This is a genomic window from Bacillus sp. AFS059628, assembly GCF_002571225.1.
Taxonomy (GTDB): Bacteria; Bacillota; Bacilli; order Bacillales; family Bacillaceae_G; genus Bacillus_A.
The window spans coordinates 54,981-71,553 of record NZ_NVEC01000016.1; the positions used below are offsets into that span (position 1 = coordinate 54,981).

At 37.1% G+C, this 16,573-nt stretch carries 14 protein-coding genes and 2 other annotated features; of the genes, 11 read left to right on the top strand and 3 right to left on the bottom strand.

The window, feature by feature from the left end; genetic code table 11:
• The 3 genes from pheT to COL05_RS07105 all read left to right on the top strand — a co-directional run bounded on the left by pheT (position 1) and on the right by COL05_RS07105 (position 4,474).
• The gene (gene pheT / locus COL05_RS07095) at positions 1-2,421 is read left to right on the top strand and encodes a phenylalanine--tRNA ligase subunit beta (protein ID WP_098668071.1); all 2,421 of its coding nucleotides are present in this window, start codon (positions 1-3) and stop codon (positions 2,419-2,421) included.
• A gap of 123 nt (positions 2,422-2,544) precedes the next feature.
• Positions 2,545-2,796, top strand: a binding site (T-box leader).
• 52 nt (positions 2,797-2,848) lie between these two features.
• A complete protein-coding gene (asnS, locus tag COL05_RS07100; RefSeq protein WP_098668072.1) occupies positions 2,849-4,240 on the top strand; it encodes an asparagine--tRNA ligase in 1,392 nt (463 codons plus the stop codon).
• Between the two features lie 99 nt (positions 4,241-4,339).
• Positions 4,340-4,474, top strand: coding sequence for a YuzL family protein (locus tag COL05_RS07105; protein ID WP_098668073.1), 135 nt, complete (start codon positions 4,340-4,342; stop codon positions 4,472-4,474).
• A 40-nt stretch (positions 4,475-4,514) separates the two neighbouring features.
• On the opposite strand, the gene COL05_RS07110 is transcribed toward COL05_RS07105, so the two are convergent.
• The 3 genes from COL05_RS07110 to rnhC all read right to left on the bottom strand — a co-directional run bounded on the left by COL05_RS07110 (position 4,515) and on the right by rnhC (position 6,084).
• Positions 4,515-4,766 carry a hypothetical protein gene (locus tag COL05_RS07110; RefSeq protein WP_098668074.1) on the bottom strand — a complete coding sequence of 84 codons (252 nt, stop codon included), beginning with the start codon at positions 4,764-4,766 and terminating at the stop codon, positions 4,515-4,517.
• The gene (locus COL05_RS07115; RefSeq protein ID WP_000925540.1) at positions 4,763-5,032 is read right to left on the bottom strand and encodes a hypothetical protein; all 270 of its coding nucleotides are present in this window, start codon (positions 5,030-5,032) and stop codon (positions 4,763-4,765) included. Before COL05_RS07115 ends, COL05_RS07110 begins: the two co-directional genes overlap by 4 nt.
• 116 nt (positions 5,033-5,148) lie before the next feature.
• Complete coding sequence (rnhC, locus tag COL05_RS07120) at positions 5,149-6,084, bottom strand: ribonuclease HIII (RefSeq protein ID WP_098668075.1); 936 nt, start codon at positions 6,082-6,084, stop codon at positions 5,149-5,151.
• Between the two features lie 124 nt (positions 6,085-6,208).
• Between rnhC and zapA the strand changes: the two genes are divergently transcribed.
• From zapA to COL05_RS07165, 8 genes are all read left to right on the top strand, one after another.
• Complete coding sequence (zapA, locus tag COL05_RS07125) at positions 6,209-6,478, top strand: cell division protein ZapA (RefSeq protein WP_000082701.1); 270 nt, start codon at positions 6,209-6,211, stop codon at positions 6,476-6,478.
• A 1-nt stretch (position 6,479) separates the two neighbouring features.
• A complete protein-coding gene (locus COL05_RS07130; protein ID WP_098668076.1) occupies positions 6,480-7,019 on the top strand; it encodes a CvpA family protein in 540 nt (179 codons plus the stop codon).
• 55 nt (positions 7,020-7,074) lie between these two features.
• Positions 7,075-8,793 carry a DNA polymerase/3'-5' exonuclease PolX gene (polX, locus tag COL05_RS07135; protein WP_098668077.1) on the top strand — a complete coding sequence of 573 codons (1,719 nt, stop codon included), beginning with the start codon at positions 7,075-7,077 and terminating at the stop codon, positions 8,791-8,793.
• A 19-nt stretch (positions 8,794-8,812) separates the two neighbouring features.
• Positions 8,813-11,173: an endonuclease MutS2 gene (locus COL05_RS07140; RefSeq protein ID WP_098668078.1), complete on the top strand. Its 2,361-nt coding sequence runs from the start codon at positions 8,813-8,815 to the stop codon at positions 11,171-11,173.
• A gap of 195 nt (positions 11,174-11,368) precedes the next feature.
• Positions 11,369-12,058: a 23S rRNA pseudouridine(2604) synthase RluF gene (locus tag COL05_RS07150; protein WP_098668079.1), complete on the top strand. Its 690-nt coding sequence runs from the start codon at positions 11,369-11,371 to the stop codon at positions 12,056-12,058.
• 107 nt (positions 12,059-12,165) lie between these two features.
• Positions 12,166-12,416: a binding site (T-box leader), on the top strand.
• Between the two features lie 114 nt (positions 12,417-12,530).
• Complete coding sequence (gene brnQ6, locus COL05_RS07155) at positions 12,531-13,856, top strand: branched-chain amino acid transport system II carrier protein BrnQ6 (RefSeq protein WP_098668080.1); 1,326 nt, start codon at positions 12,531-12,533, stop codon at positions 13,854-13,856.
• Between the two features lie 502 nt (positions 13,857-14,358).
• On the top strand, positions 14,359-15,066 hold the full coding sequence (isdC, locus tag COL05_RS07160; RefSeq protein WP_098668081.1) for a heme uptake protein IsdC: 708 nt from the start codon (positions 14,359-14,361) through the stop codon (positions 15,064-15,066).
• A 19-nt stretch (positions 15,067-15,085) separates the two neighbouring features.
• Positions 15,086-16,573, top strand: a 1,488-nt coding sequence (locus COL05_RS07165; protein ID WP_180233428.1) for an NEAT domain-containing protein, incomplete at its 3' end; no start/stop codon positions are given.

Genomic DNA, 16,573 nt, shown 5'->3' on the forward strand with positions numbered 1-16,573 from the left:
ATGTTCGTATCATATCGTTGGTTACAAGAGTATGTAGATATTAAAGATGTAACAGCACAAGAACTAGCAGATAAAATCACGAAAAGTGGTATTGAAGTAGAAGGTGTTGAAGTATTAAATAAAGGTGTAAAAGGTGTTGTAGTTGGTCACGTATTAGAATGTGAAAAACACCCAGAAGCTGATAAGTTAAGCAAATGCTTAATCGATATCGGTGAAGAAGAGCCAGTTCAAATTATTTGTGGAGCTGCTAACATTGCAAAAGGTTTAAAAGTACCAGTTGCAAAAGTTGGAGCTGTACTTCCTGGCAACTTTAAAATTAAAAAAGCAAAACTACGTGGTGAAGCTTCTCACGGTATGGTTTGTGCGCTTCAAGAGCTTGGTATTGATGGAAAGTTAGTTGCGAAAGAATACGCAGACGGTATCTTCATCTTCCCAAGTGACGCTGAAGTTGGTGCAGATGCACTTGAAATTTTAAACTTACATGATGAAGTACTTGAGCTTGGTTTAACGCCAAACCGTGCAGATTGCTTAAACATGTTAGGTGTTGCATATGAAGTCGCTGCTATTTACGGTCGTGAAGTAAAACTTCCAGCTATCGACTTACAAGAAACAGCAGAAAAAACTGCTGATTACATTTCTGTAAGTGTAGAAGCGAAAGAAGAAAACCCATTATATATTGCGAAAATGGTGAAAAACGTAAAGGTTGGTCCATCTCCAATGTGGATGCAAACACGTCTTATGGCAGCTGGCATTCGTCCAATTAGCAACGTAGTTGATATTACAAACTACATTTTAATGGAATACGGTCAACCGTTACATGCATTCGATTACGATAAATTAGGTTCAAAAGAAATCGTTGTTCGTCTTGCAAAAGAAGGCGAAAAAATTGAAACGTTAGATGATCAAGAGCGTACGTTACAAAATCACCATCTTGTAATTACAAACGGCACAAAAGCTTTAGCTGTTGCTGGTGTAATGGGTGGAGCTGATTCTGAAGTTACAAATGAGACAGTAAACGTTTTAATCGAATCTGCATACTTTGCAGGTCAAACAGTGCGCCGTACATCAAAAGACTTAGGTCTTCGCAGTGAATCAAGTGCACGTTTCGAAAAAGGAATCGACCCAACGCGTACGTTTGAAGCAATTCAACACGCAGCTGCTTTAATGGCGAAATACGCTGGCGGAGAAGCGCTTGAAGGTGTAGTAGAAGCTGACAATTTACAGGTACAAGAGCGTACAGTATCTGTTACGGCAGAAAAAGTAAACCGTGTATTAGGTACAAATATTTCTGCAAGTGAAATGGGTACAATGTTCACAAACTTAAAATTCCCATTCACAGAAGTAGAAGGAACATTCCATGTGAATGTACCAGCACGTCGTCCTGACATTACAATTTCAGAAGACTTAGTAGAAGAAGTGGGTCGCCTATACGGTTATGACCACATTCCAGTTACATTACCTTCTGGAACAATGACTCGTGGTAAATTAACATCAGCACAAACGAAACGTCGTAAAGTACGTCGCTTCTTAGAAGGTGCTGGTTTATATGAAGCGATCACATATTCATTAACAAGCGCTGACAAAGCGAAACAATATATGGTTGAGCCAAACGAAAAGGCGCCTGTAGGTCTTGCGCTTCCAATGAGTGAAGAGCGCAGCCAACTTCGTTTAAGCCTAGTGCCACAATTGTTAGAAGCAGTTTCATACAATGTTGCTCGTAAAAACGACAGCGTTGCTTTATATGAAGTAGGTTCTATCTTCTTACCAACAGAAGATGGAGAACTTCCGAAAGAAGAACAACATCTTGCAGGTGTTATGACTGGTCTTGCTCTTCACCATGCATGGCAAGGTGAGAAGAAAGTAGTAGACTTCTTCGTTGTGAAAGGTGTACTAGAAGGATTATTCGACGTACTTGGCGTTTCAAACCAGATCACTTATGCACCAGCAAAACGTGAAGGTATGCACCCAGGTCGTACAGCTGACATCGTATTAGATGGCGAAGTAATTGGTTTCATCGGTCAATTGCACCCAGAAGCAGAAAAACAATTAGATGTGAAAAATACATTCGTATTCGAATTATCTCTTGTAAAAGTATTCGGTGCAGATGCAGAAGAAACTTACTACTCAGCGATCCCACGTTTCCCATCTATGACACGTGATATGGCTGTTGTCGTAACGAAAGAAACAAAAGCTGGCGAAATGAAGCAAGTTATTGCTGAAGCTGGTGGAGAACTCCTGAAAGACGTAACACTATTTGACTTATACGAAGGAGAAAAAATGGAAGAAGGCAAGAAATCACTTGCATTCTCTATGAACTACTTCGATGCAGAGCGTACGTTAACAGACGAAGAAGTAACAGAAGCACATAACCGTGTATTAACAGCGGTAGAAGAGAAATTTGGTGCGGAGTTACGTAAATAATAAGAAATTGCCGGATTTATTCCGGCAATTTTTTTATGGAACGATTGTAAAAATCGTCGATATATTTTTAGGCGTCTTGCATCTTTCTCTCGAATGTAGTACATTAATTTTAGTTTAACAAAATGAAAGACGATGATAAGGAAAAGTAGTATATACTATAATCCAAAGCGAGTCAGGGACGGTGAGAGCCTGATGAGGAGGTATATGTGAAGAACACCTTGGAGTTGCTAACCGAAATTGAATCTTGTATTCAAGAGTAGACTTAGACGGGAATCCGGCCTGTTACAAACCGGGAAGTATGTATTACATACGAGTTAAAGTTGGTCTTTATGACAAATTGGGTGGTACCGCGAAGTTTAACCTTTCGTCCCTTTATGGATGAAAGGTTTTTTTGTATTCAAATATATCAGCAAAGGAGAATTTCACTATGGAAAACACATTAGTAAAAAGTCTGTATAGAGATACAGATAAATACGCAGGTCAAACAGTACAAGTATCAGGGTGGATTCGTAACTTACGTGATTCAAAAGCATTTGGTTTCATCGAATTAAACGACGGTAGCTTCTTCAAAAGCGTTCAAATCGTTTTCGATACGGAATTAGATAACTTCAAAGAAATTGCAAAACTTCCACTTAGCTCTTCAGTTAAAGTAGAAGGTAAAGTAATTGCAACGCCTGGAGCGAAGCAACCATTTGAAATTAAAGCAGACAAAATTGATATCGAGGGCTTATCAGATTCTGATTACCCACTTCAAAAGAAACGTCACACATTTGAATACTTACGTACAATTGCTCACTTACGTCCAAGAACAAACGCATTCTCTGCAACGTTCCGCGTACGTTCTATTGCAGCATTTGCAATTCATCAATTCTTCCAAGAGCGTGGATTCGTACATGTCCATACACCAATCATCACTGGTAGTGATACAGAAGGTGCTGGCGAAATGTTCCGCGTAACAACGCAAGATTTAAACAACGTACCAAAAGGTGAAGATGGACAAGTTGATGAATCAAAAGACTTCTTCGGCAAAGAAACAAACTTAACAGTAAGTGGACAGCTGAACGCTGAAGCTTATGCGTTAGCATTCCGTGATGTATACACATTCGGACCTACATTCCGTGCAGAAAACTCAAACACAACTCGCCACGCTGCTGAGTTCTGGATGGTTGAGCCTGAGATTGCATTCGCTGAACTAGGTGATGTAATGAACCTTACAGAAGATATGCTGAAATATGCAATGAAATACGTATTAGAGCATGCACCAGAAGAAATGGAATTCTTCAACAGCTTCGTTGATAAAACAGTTTTAGAGCGCATGAACAACGTAATTAACTCTGACTTCGGTCGTATCACATATACAGAAGCAATTAAAGTGCTTCAAGAGTCAGGTGCTGACTTCAAATACCCAGTAGAATGGGGCATTGACTTACAAACAGAGCATGAAAGATACTTATCAGAAGAAATCTTCAAACGCCCTGTATTCGTAACTGACTATCCGAAAGACATTAAAGCATTCTACATGCGCTTAAATGACGATGGTAAAACAGTAGCTGCTACTGACCTTCTAGTTCCTGGCATCGGCGAATTAATCGGCGGAAGCCAACGTGAAGAAAGAATGGACGTTTTAGTAGACAGAATTAAAGAATTAGGTATGAACGAAGAGGATTACTGGTGGTACTTAGAACTTAGAAAATACGGCGGTACAAAACACGCTGGATTCGGTCTAGGTTTCGAGCGCTTCCTAATGTACATCACTGGCATGGCTAACATCCGTGACGTAATTCCATTCCCAAGAACTCCAGGTTCTTCTGAATTCTAAAATATGAAAAAAGCGAGAGGATTTCCTCTCGCTTTTTATTTTGTATATTGTATAGTTTATTCTCCCGTAGCAAAAAGTAATGCGAAGGGGTGAATTTAAATGAGTAAAAAAGTGAAAAAAGATCATTCAAGATCAGACCTAGGTTCTCCAGAAGTAGAAGGACAAGGAACGACGACACATGAAACAGGTTCTCATAAAGTACCTTCATCTAATAAGAAGCAGAAACGAAGTTAACATAAAAAGGAGAGTCTTGGCGGCTCTCCTTTTTTATGTATTACATCTTTTTATCATGAATCTCTTTTGTAATGTTATCTATATCTTTGTCTATTCGATCTAAATAGAAAAACCAAAGTAAGCTCATGAACACATAATAGATGGCCATCACACCAAGATTATCAGATATATTTTCGAATGTGGATTTAGAAGTGAAAAAAGCTCCCCAAATGATAGAAATAGTGAGGAAAGAAAGTGGGCCCACGAGGTGTAAGAGAATATATAATAACTTTTTAACTTTTACAGCATTCATATGAAAAACCTCCTTTTTCTAATCATACATTCAAGTTCCTCACAGAAGTGCTGTAGTTTTGCTGGATTATGTATTAACAAGCGGGCATCGTGTTTTCCGATAAATCTTCGAATTCGAAAGTTTAATAAGAAAGAACGGCCATAACGCTCTATTAAATCGTTGAACTCTCGTTGCTCACTGAGTAGCTGAATATTTTCTCTAATTTCAAACTGTCTTTCGTGTGGATCGCCTAGTAAAATATTTAGAATCATTTGTAGAAGTAGCAATGGGAATCCCCTCCTATGTTAGAATAATCTGTATATTACAATTATAACAAAACTATAAGGACAATAGTAGGGTGAAACAAAAAACAGGAGTTTGTAGGCTCCTGTTTTTGTCGATACTATTTTAGTAAGCGAAGCGCCTTCTCCGTATTAGCAAAATGCAGTTTCACAAACTCAGGTAATCGTTCTTTACCAAGCTTTTGAATTAATTTAGCGGCTGCAATATCAACTTGTTTACCAGCACCTTTCGGAAGTGGCATACCAGCTTTTTTGCTTAGTTCGTCAAATTGTTTTACGAATGAGTAACGAGCTAAAATAGAGGCAGCAGCTACTGCTAAATGGACGCTTTCGCCTTTCGTCGCGAAATAAACATTTTCACGCTGTACCTGTTTTTGTTTAGCTAAATATTTGTAGTATGTATCAGGTTGTGTAAATTGATCGATTAAGACGCCTTCAGGTTTTGTAGGTGCGATTTTTGCTAATAAGTTTGTAATAGCTTTATTATGTAGTAGGGCTTTTAACTTACCTTGGTTGTTTCCTTTATCAAATAGCTCGTTATATTTTTCATTATGAAGAACGAGAGAGCTGTAAGGAACAACGTGTAGAAGTTGTTTCGCAATGGCAGTAATTTGATTGTCATTTAAGTTTTTAGAGTCTTTTACACCAAGCTCTTTTAGCAGTGGAATTTGCTTCGCATCCACATATACAGCAACGACTGTCATCGGTCCGAAGAAATCACCAGTACCAACTTCATCTGACCCTACAATCGACATGGTACCGATGGAAGCAGGCGGTGCATAACGGTGTGAATCGACAGATTTTTTTACAGCTGTTTTCGGTGTTTGAGAGACAGTTTGCCAACGAGAAGCTTCTGCTTCAGCACGTCCGCCCTGGAACATTACTTTTCCAGATTTATACGCTGTAATCGTGCACGATGGCACCTTTGCCATGAAGATCCCGCCTTGCGGAGTTTTCGGGCTAAGAGAATGTTTATATTGTTGTTTCATGTCTTCAATTACTGTAGAATTTGTTTGAATTACGATAGAATTTGACATAATGGTCGCCCCTTTTTTTATATTGTTATTTTTATCATATCGGATTGTTCTTTCTGTTTCCATATTATGAAGGTTCATGGTATGATAAACTTTAGGATTCTGTACGTGATTGGAGGCCGGTGAGTTGTCACAACAAAAAGGAAAGAAAAGTCGAATTAATGTAGAAATCTATGGTCAGCAATATTCAGTTGTTGGCGATGAAAGTACAAGTCATATCCGCATGGTAGCAGCGATTGTGGATGATAAAATGCGCGAACTCAATGCCAAGAATCCTTCGCTTGACACGAGTAGACTAGCGGTATTGACGGCGGTAAACGTCATACACGATTACATAAAATTAAAAGAAGAACATGAGAAATTGAAAGAAAGTATGACAAAAAAAGGAATGGAATAACATGATTGATATTATTATCATTTTACTGCTTGTTATGGGATTTTTCCTCGGCTTACGCAGAGGGTTTATTCTGCAACTTGTAAAGTTAACAAGCTTTATTATCGCATACCTTGTTGCATACTGGTACTGTAAAGATTTAGCGCCAGCACTTGCGAAATTTATTCCGTATCCATTTGATAAAAACGTATCTGTTCCAGAATGGATTGATGCAAATAATATTGAGGCAGTATTTTATCAAGCGCTTGCGTTTATTATATTGTTTATTATTACAAAAATTGCACTTTCATTACTTGGTAATTTGTTAAATATGTTTGCAGAAATACCGGTTTTAAAGCAAGTCAATGCGTTCGCGGGGGCAATCCTCGGATTTTTAGAAGTATATATTATTTTGTTTGTGTTAATTATCGTTGGAAATATTCTTCCGATTGAACAATTACAAACACCATTACAAAAATCATCAATTAGCAAAATAATTGTAGACGATACACCGATTCTCTCTGAAAAGGTGAAGGAACTATGGCAGACAGGTAGCAGAGTATAACTTCTCTTTTTTCGGAAAGAGAAGTTTTTTTCTATGAAAGAAAGGCGGGGTAATGATGAAAGTAAATAAAAAACAAGTGATTAAATTATTAGAGACAATCGGCCTGTTTATGGAACTAAAGGGCGCGAATCCATTTAAAATATCGGCATTTCGTAAAGCGGCAGCAGCATTAGAAAGTGATGATCGTAGTCTTTCTGAGATTGAAGATTTCACGAAGATTCCGGGCATTGGAAAAGGAACAGCAGCAGTTATTCAAGAATATATAGAGTCGGGAACATCTGAAGTATTACAAGAGCTTGAAAAAGAAGTGCCAAGTAGCTTATTACCGTTATTAAAATTACCAGGCCTTGGTGGTAAAAAGGTAGCTAAGTTATATAAAGAACTCGGTGTTGTTGATATGGACTCGCTAAAAGCGGTTTGTAAGGAAAATAAAGTACAAGCTTTAGCAGGTTTCGGTAAGAAGACAGAAGAGAAAATATTAGAAGCAATCGATCAAGTAGGATCTCGTCCAGAGCGTTTACCAATCGCAATGGTATTGCCTATTGCCGGGGAAATAGAGGAGAAATTGTCGAATATTACTGAGGTAATTCGTTTCTCTCGCGCTGGTAGTTTGCGCCGCGTTCGTGAAACAGTGAAAGATTTAGACTTTATCATTGCAACGACAGAACCAGCTGCAGTACGTGAGCATTTACTACAATTCGATAATATGATTGAAGTAATCGCAAGTGGAGATACGAAAGTTTCTGTCCGTCTTCAATATGAATATGATATTTCAATCGATTTCCGCTTAGTAAAACCAGAAGAGTTTATTACAACTCTTCATCATTTCACAGGATCAAAAGACCATAACGTAAAAATGCGCCAAATCGCAAAAGATAAAGGCGAGAAAATTAGTGAGTACGGTGTAGAAAACTTAGAAACAGGCGAAGTGAAAACATTCGAGACGGAAGAAGAATTCTTTGCTCATTTCGGTCTTCCATTTATCCCACCAGAAGTGCGTGAAGATGGAAAAGAAATTGAATTAATTAAAGAGTATCCAAACTTAATTCAGTTCTCTGATATACAAGGTGATTTACATATGCATACAACATGGAGTGACGGTGCTTTTTCAATTGAGGAAATGGTACAGGCGTGTCGTGCTCGTGGATATAAGTTTATGGCAATTACTGATCACTCACAATACTTGAAAGTGGCGAATGGTTTAACGAAAGAGCGCCTTCGTGAACAAGCGAAAGAAATTGAACGTATGAATGAAAAGTATCCGGACATTACAATTTTACGCGGAATTGAAATGGATATTTTACCAGACGCATCACTTGATTTTGATGATGAAGTATTAGCAGAATTAGATTACGTTATTGGAGCGATTCACTCTAGCTTCTCACAAGACCGTGAGACGATTATGAAACGTCTTCGTGCTGCGCTAGAGAATAAGCATGTCACAATGATTGCTCATCCGACAGGACGTCTTCTTGGACGACGCGCAGGCTACGATGTAGATACAGATTTATTAATCGAACTCGCAAAAGAAACAAATACAGTTTTAGAATTAAATGCGAATCCAAATCGTTTAGATTTAAGCGCGAAATTATTAAAACAAGCACAAGATGCTGGTGTGAAAGTAGCGATTAATACGGATGCTCATACACTTGAAATGTTAGAAGATATGGAAACAGGTGTAGCGGCAGCACGTAAAGGTTGGATTCAAAAAGATAACGTGATTAACACGTGGGATATCGAACGTTTATTAGATTATATTAAACGTAATAAGTAACACAAGGGGGACCTGCAACATGTTAGAAAGAACGTTGCGTGTATTAGAATACAATAAAGTAAAAGAACAATTACTTGAACATACAGCCTCTTCACTTGGTCGTGACAAAGTGAAGCATTTAGTGCCGAGCACTGATTTTGAAGAAATTGTAGAAATGCAAGATACAACGGATGAAGCAGCGAAAGTTATTCGTTTGAAAGGTAGTGCACCATTAGGTGGCATTACGGATATTCGCTCAAATGTGAAGCGTGCAAAGATTGGAAGTATGTTAAGCCCAAATGAACTACTTGATATTGCGAATACGATGTATGGTAGTCGCAATATGAAACGTTTCATTGAAGATATGGTTGATAATGGTGTCGAGCTTCCCATTTTAGAAACGCATGTCGCTCAAATTGTATCTTTATATGATTTAGAAAAGAAAATTACAAATTGTATCGGTGATGGTGGTGAAGTAGTCGATAGCGCAAGTGATAAACTACGTGGTATTCGTACTCAAATTCGTACTGCAGAAAGCCGTATTCGTGAAAAGTTAGAAAACATGACGCGTTCTTCAAACGCGCAAAAGATGCTGTCTGACTCGATTGTAACAATTCGTAACGAACGTTACGTAATCCCAGTAAAACAAGAATACCGCGGCGTATACGGCGGTATTGTTCACGATCAATCAGCATCTGGGCAAACGTTATTTATTGAACCGCAAGTCATTGTAGAATTAAATAACGCGCTTCAAGAAGCACGTGTGAAAGAAAAACAAGAAATCGAACGCATCTTATTGATGTTAACAGAAGAAGTAGCAGTAGAAGCGGATATCGTTTTATCTAACGTAGAAGTAGTGGCGAATCTTGACTTCATCTTTGCGAAAGCTTTTTATGCGAAGCGTATTAAAGCAACGAAGCCAATTGTAAATAACGAGCGTTATATGGACTTAAAACAAGCGCGTCATCCGCTTATTGATCCAGAAATTATCGTGCCAAATAACATTATGTTAGGTAAAGACTTCACGACAATTGTTATTACAGGGCCGAATACAGGCGGTAAAACAGTTACGCTGAAAACAGTTGGTATTTGTGTGTTAATGGCGCAATCTGGTCTTCACATTCCTGTAATGGACGAGTCAGAGATTTGTGTATTCAAAAATATCTTTGCTGATATTGGTGATGAGCAATCGATTGAACAAAGTTTAAGTACGTTCTCCTCACATATGGTGAACATTGTTGATATTTTAGAAAAAGCTGATTTCGAAAGTTTAGTTTTATTCGATGAATTAGGTGCTGGAACAGATCCACAAGAAGGGGCTGCACTAGCCATTTCAATTTTAGATGAAGTATGTAATCGTGGTGCTCGCATTGTTGCTACAACGCATTACCCAGAATTAAAAGCATACGGATATAACCGTGAACAAGTCATTAATGCGAGCGTTGAGTTTGACGTGAACACGTTAAGCCCAACGTATAAATTATTAATTGGTGTACCAGGACGTAGTAATGCCTTCGAAATTTCGAAACGTCTTGGGTTATCTGATCGCGTGATTGAACAAGCGCGTAACCACATTAGTACAGATACAAACAAAATTGAAAATATGATTGCGAAGTTAGAAGAAAGTCAAAAGAACGCAGAGCGTGACTGGAACGAAGCAGAAGCACTTCGCAAGCAATCTGAAAAGCTGCATCGCGAATTACAACGTCAAATCATTGAATTTAATGAAGATCGTGATGAACGATTATTAAAAGCGCAAAAAGAAGGGGAAGAAAAAGTCGAAGCTGCAAAGAAAGAAGCAGAAGGTATTATTCAAGAACTTCGTCAATTGCGTAAAGCACAGCTTGCAAATGTGAAAGATCACGAGCTAATTGAAGCGAAGAGCCGTCTAGAAGGCGCAGCGCCAGAGCTTGTGAAGAAACAAAAAGTAAACGTGAAAAACACTGCACCGAAACAACAGTTACGCGCAGGTGATGAAGTAAAAGTATTAACATTCGGTCAAAAAGGTCAACTACTTGAAAAAGTAAGTGATACAGAGTGGAGCGTACAAATCGGTATTCTGAAGATGAAAGTAAAAGAGTCTAACATGGAATACATTAACACGCCGAAGCAAACAGAGAAAAAAGCAGTTGCGACAGTAAAAGGTAGAGATTATCACGTTTCGCTAGAACTTGATCTTCGTGGTGAACGATTTGAAAATGCAATGGCGCGCGTCGAGAAATATTTAGACGATGCCCAACTTGCAAGCTATCCTCGCGTATCAATCATTCACGGTAAAGGAACAGGAGCACTTCGCCAAGGTGTACAAGATTACTTGAAGAAGCACCGCGGTGTGAAAAACTTCCGTTACGGTGATATGGGCGAGGGAGGCCTAGGCGTAACAGTTGTCGAATTAAAATAGAAAACAACGAAACAAAGGGGAAACCATTATATGTTTATGGACAAACTTGCAAAAGTATTGTTAGCTTGTTGCGGAATATTTTTGGTGATTGGGGTTATTTATTTAGTTGTTTTTGCGAAGTAAACGAGCGTCAATCGTGGCAAAATGATATTGCCATAGATTGACGCTTTTAATATATATGTAAAGGAATAAAACATGAAAATCAACCAATACATAAGCGAAGCAAAATCTTGCTCAAGACGCGAAACAGACCGCCTTATTAAAGCAGGACGAGCTGCAATTAACGGTGAAATTTGTACGCACGGGGCAATTGTTAATGATGGTGATGTAGTAACGATTGATGGACAGGTTCTTGCAAAGGAAGAGAAAGAAAAGGTGTATATCGCTTTTCATAAACCAGTTGGTATTACTTGCACAGCAGCCGATCATATTGAAGATAATATTATTGACTATATTAATTACCCAGAGCGTATCTTTTCTGTTGGGCGATTAGATAAAGCGTCGGAAGGACTTATTTTATTAACGAATGATGGCGCCATTGCGAATCAAATTTTACACGGAGATCATGAGCACGAGAAAGAGTATGTTGTCACTGTCGATAAGCCATTTACAGATTGGTTTATTGATGAGATGTCTAGCGGTGTAAAGATTAGAGATGGAATGACGAAGCCGTGTAAGGTGACGAGAGTGGATCATTCTACATTTCGCATCGTTTTAACGCAAGGAATGAACAGACAAATTCGTAGAATGAGCCGCGCTTTCGGGTTTACTGTAACAAAGCTAAAACGAGTTCGTATTATGAATATAGAGCTAGCTGATCTTGAAGTAGGAAAATGGAGAAGCGTTACATCTGAGGAATTAAACATATTAATTGGGCAGTTATAGGGAGTGGAAATTTTCTCCCTATATTTTTTATCAGAAAAAATAAAACTATTGATTTTTTTAAAAATAGCCCATATAATAAAAAACAACAAGTTTCGACAAGATATTTTATAAAAGTAATGATGAGGACATGAGTTGTTTTTTACGATTCTCAGAGAGGGAAGCCTAGGCTGTGAGCTTCCTAATACGGAAAGACAGACTTACCACCTCTAAACTTCAAGAGTGAACTGCATGATGCATTGTAATTCTTGGCGGATAAAACCGTTATCAATTTACACGAGCTATAAAATGAGCTTATTTTGTTATAAATTCATTTTATTAGAATAAGGGTGGAACCACGATTTCAACACTCGTCCCTTTGTTAGGGACGGGTGTTTTTTGCGTTCTTTTACGGGGAAGTATGCTTGAAAGAGGATATGTGACGGATTTTAATTCAGAATATTTTGTTAATTAATTATTTAGGAGGTTAGTAGAAATGAAATCATCTTTAAAGTTTTCTGAGATGTTTGCAATAAGTTTAATGTTATTTGCACTATTTTTCGGTGCAGGTAATATGATTTTTCCACCAGCGTTAGGGCAAGGTGCTGGAACAGATGTATGGATCGCCTTGTTCGGTTTTATCGTAACGGGTGTTGGATTACCTTTATTAGGAGTTATCGTTATCGCTTTAAAGGGAGATATAAATGAGTTAGCAGGACGTGTACACCCTATATTCGCACTAGTGTTTATTACTGCAATTTATTTATGTTTAGGCGTATTCGTAAGTGTGCCGCGTACAGGAACTGTTGCTTATGAGATGAGTGTTGCACCGTTTTTACCAAGTGAGATAGCTGATCAATCGTATCCACTTGTTATCTTTACATTCATTTTCTTTGCCGTAACTTTCTATTTAGCTTTAAATCCATCGAAATTAGTGGGTCGCATTGGCAAAGTATTAACTCCAATTTTATTAGCTGTTATTGCAATTATCGTAGGTAAAGCATTTATTACACCAATTGGAGAATTTGGTGCACCGACAGAAGCGTATAGTGCTCCTCTTTTTAAAGGATTTATTGATGGATATTTAACTTTAGATGGACTTGCAGCGCTAGTATTCGGAAATGTTGTCATTCATGCTTTAAAAGAAAAAGGTATTACAAATAAAAATAGTATTGCAAAAGTAACAATCTTTGCAGGATTTATTGCAGCACTTGGTTTACTGCTGGTTTACTTAGCTCTTGCTTATCTTGGAGCTTCAAGTGTGTCTCTTGGAATGGGAGCAAACGGAGGAATTATTTTAACAAACGTTGTAAATCATTTATTCGGTAGTTACGGAACTTTATTATTAGGAATCGCAATTTCAGCAGCATGTTTAACAACTTCTGTAGGTATTGTTGCAGCTTGTGGGGAATATTTTTCTTCCTTATTACCAAAGCTTTCTTATCAAAAAGTCGTTTTCATTTTCTGTGTATTAGCATTTATGGTAGCGAATCTTGGCTTAACGCAGTTAAATGCACTAGCATTACCAATTTTAATTGCAATTTACCCAATTGGTATCGTGCTGATTGTATTATCGCTAGTTGAAAACTATATTCGTCTTCCTTTAGTAATGTATGTAGGTGGTATTGTAGGAGCATTCATGATCAGCTTCTTTGATGGATTGCACAATGCGAATCTTCAAATTGAGGCATTAGCACCTATTTTAAATAAAATTCCGTTATATAGTGTAGGGATCGGTTGGTTAGTTCCTGCTCTAGTAGGTATTGTAATTGGATATGTCATTTCTATTTTTCAAAAGCAAGAAGTTGCTGTAGAAAAATAGTGAAAAGAGGCTTTCTATGAAAGAAAGCCTCTTTTTTTGTAGAAAAAGCCGCATATAGAGAAATTTAGATATTTGAAATTTTATACGTAATATAGTTGACAAAAAAATTATGAGTAGGCTAAGATTGACTTAGTTGTGGAAATATTGGAAGGAAAGTGAGGAGTGGAAGGTATAAGGTATAAGGTTTTCTATAACGATATCATTTTTGTAAATAGAGGTGATAGAGTAGGAGAAGGGTAGTTTTATTTTTTTGTGTTTCATTGAGAATGATAATCAATAGTTAGGGGCTTATGTTAAAATATGAATCGCTCTTTATAAGGAATAGGGAGGGATATTATTTTTAACACGAATTGAGAATGATAATCAATAATATCTATATTACATAAATAAATTACAACTAAATAATGATAGAGGATTATTATTTTTTTCTTATAAATTGAGAATAATTATCATTTTCAAAAAAAGAAGTGGATGAAGGATAAACAAGGAGGAAGTAAGCCAAATGAGAAAGATTTCTGTATTACCCGCTTTTATTATAACGTTCGTATGTATGCTAGCTTTTCTTGTCATGCCATATGGGAAAGTTTCAGCACAACTAGCTGACGGTACTTATGATATTAACTATGTCATCCAAAAAGCGGAAAATGATTCAGCTTCAATGGCAAATGATTATTTTGAAAAACCAGCTAAGTTAGTTGTAAAAAATGGTGAGATGAGAGTACAAATTCCGATGAATCATAGTGCTTGGATTACAGAATTTAAAGCACCTGAGAACGGGAATTTTTTTGATGCAAAAGTTGTTAGTAAAGATGAAGCAGCAGATAAAAGAACTGTAGAGTTTAAAATAGATGATTTATCTAAACCAGCAGCTGCAAAAATTCATGTTGTTGTACCAAACGTAAACTATGACCATCACTACACAATTCGCTTTGCGTTTGATGCAAATGTAAAAGCGGTAGGTGGAGAAAATAAAGCAACTACTGCAACAAAGAATAATGATCAAACAAAAACAGAGACAAAAGTAAAAGAAGAAGTAAAGAAAGAAGAGAGTAAAGAAGCAAATAAAGAGGCGAACAAAGGAACAAATGAAAGTGGTAAAGCTGAAAAAACAGATAACCCAAAAACAGGCGATGAATCGCGCATCGGATTATTTGCAGTGTTAATCCTTATCTCAGGTGTCTTCTTAATTCGTAAAGTACGTCAAAACTAAATAAAGGAGCGTTATTCCATTGAATAAATATCTTAAAATTGTTGTTGCGATGTGCTTAATGATATTTACATTCGTATCAACATTACAACCACTTGCTGTTCAAGCAGCTACTAAACTAGCCGATGGTGAATATTCAATTGGTTTCAAAGTTCTTAAGGACACATCAGATGAAGAATCTATGATGAATCAATACTCTGTAAGTCCAGGAACTTTAAAAGTGAAGGATGGGAAGAAGAAGGTATCCTTTACGTTAGAACATAGTTCATGGATTACAAAGTTTGAAACAGAAAAAAATGGCCAGTTTGTTGCGACAAATGTAAGTAGTGAAGATAAAGAAAAAGATACAAGAGTAGTAGAATTTGAAGTGGACGATGTAGAGAAAGTATTACATGCGAAAGTAAAAGTAGACATAGATTTTTTAAATTATCATCATGATTATGATGTACGTATTGCATTTGATCAAAACAGTATTACACCGATTCATATAGAAAAACCAAATGAAAAAGAGGATCCAGCAAATAAGCCAGATCCAAATGAAAAACCAGATCCAAGTCAGAAGCCCGACCAAAAGCCTGACCCAGATCAACAACCAAATTCTAACACAATTGCAGATGGAGAGTACAGTATTCCATTTAAAGTGTTAAAAGATCAAACAGATGAAGAATCTAAGATGAATACTTACATGGTAAATCCAGGAGTATTAAAAGTAGAAAATGGTAAGAAAAAAGCAATTGTAAAACTAAAAAGTAGCTCGTTAATTAAAAATTTCCAAACGGAAAAAGATGGTGCGTTTGTTGATGCAAAAGTAGTAAGTGAAGATAAAGAAAAAGATACAAGAGTAGTAGAGTTTGAAGTAAACGATTTATCAAAAAAACTAAATACAAAAGTATTTATTGAAATGACGTCAAGAAACTATAAGCAAACGCATGATGTGCAACTTTTATTTGAACAAGATAAGGTTGAACAAATTAAAAACGAAGAGAAACAACCAGAAGTAGAGAAACCGGAAGTAGAAAAGCCAGGTGGAAACAAGAATCCAGATACTGACAGAATGAAAGACGGCGAATACAGCATCAGTTTCAAAGCTTTAAAAGATCAATCAGAAGAAATTTCAATGATGAACACGTACACGAAGAGTCCAGGCGTGTTAAAAGTGAAAGATGGTAAAAAATATGTATCATTCACATTAACAAATAGTGCATGGATTACAAAGTTTGAATTTGAGAAAAATGGCTCGTTTGTTGATGCGAGTGTATTAAGTGAAGATAAAAAAGCTGATACACGTATAGTGGAAGTTGAAGTAGACGATTTAACAAAAAAGCTAAATGCAAAAGTAAAAGTAGATATCGATTCAATGAATTATCACCATTTCTATGACATTCAATTTGCATTTGATAAAGGTAGTATTAAACCGTTAGACAATCAAGGCGGAAACAACAATCAAGGCGGAAACAACAATCAAGGCGGAAACAACAATCAAGGCGGAAACAACAACCAAGGCGGAAAC

What these genes read in the sequence shown, in the direction of transcription:
- COL05_RS07105 (WP_098668073.1), top strand. Translation starts at nt 4,340, where the DNA reads ATGAGTAAAAAAGTGAAAAAAGATCATTCAAGATCAGACCTAGGTTCT.
- COL05_RS07110 (WP_098668074.1), bottom strand. Translation starts at nt 4,766, where the DNA reads ATGAATGCTGTAAAAGTTAAAAAGTTATTATATATTCTCTTACACCTC.
- COL05_RS07130 (WP_098668076.1), top strand. Translation starts at nt 6,480, where the DNA reads ATGATTGATATTATTATCATTTTACTGCTTGTTATGGGATTTTTCCTC.
- pheT (WP_098668071.1), top strand. Translation starts at nt 1, where the DNA reads ATGTTCGTATCATATCGTTGGTTACAAGAGTATGTAGATATTAAAGAT.
- isdC (WP_098668081.1), top strand. Translation starts at nt 14,359, where the DNA reads ATGAGAAAGATTTCTGTATTACCCGCTTTTATTATAACGTTCGTATGT.
- asnS (WP_098668072.1), top strand. Translation starts at nt 2,849, where the DNA reads ATGGAAAACACATTAGTAAAAAGTCTGTATAGAGATACAGATAAATAC.
- brnQ6 (WP_098668080.1), top strand. Translation starts at nt 12,531, where the DNA reads ATGAAATCATCTTTAAAGTTTTCTGAGATGTTTGCAATAAGTTTAATG.
- rnhC (WP_098668075.1), bottom strand. Translation starts at nt 6,084, where the DNA reads ATGTCAAATTCTATCGTAATTCAAACAAATTCTACAGTAATTGAAGAC.
- COL05_RS07150 (WP_098668079.1), top strand. Translation starts at nt 11,369, where the DNA reads ATGAAAATCAACCAATACATAAGCGAAGCAAAATCTTGCTCAAGACGC.
- polX (WP_098668077.1), top strand. Translation starts at nt 7,075, where the DNA reads ATGAAAGTAAATAAAAAACAAGTGATTAAATTATTAGAGACAATCGGC.
- COL05_RS07140 (WP_098668078.1), top strand. Translation starts at nt 8,813, where the DNA reads ATGTTAGAAAGAACGTTGCGTGTATTAGAATACAATAAAGTAAAAGAA.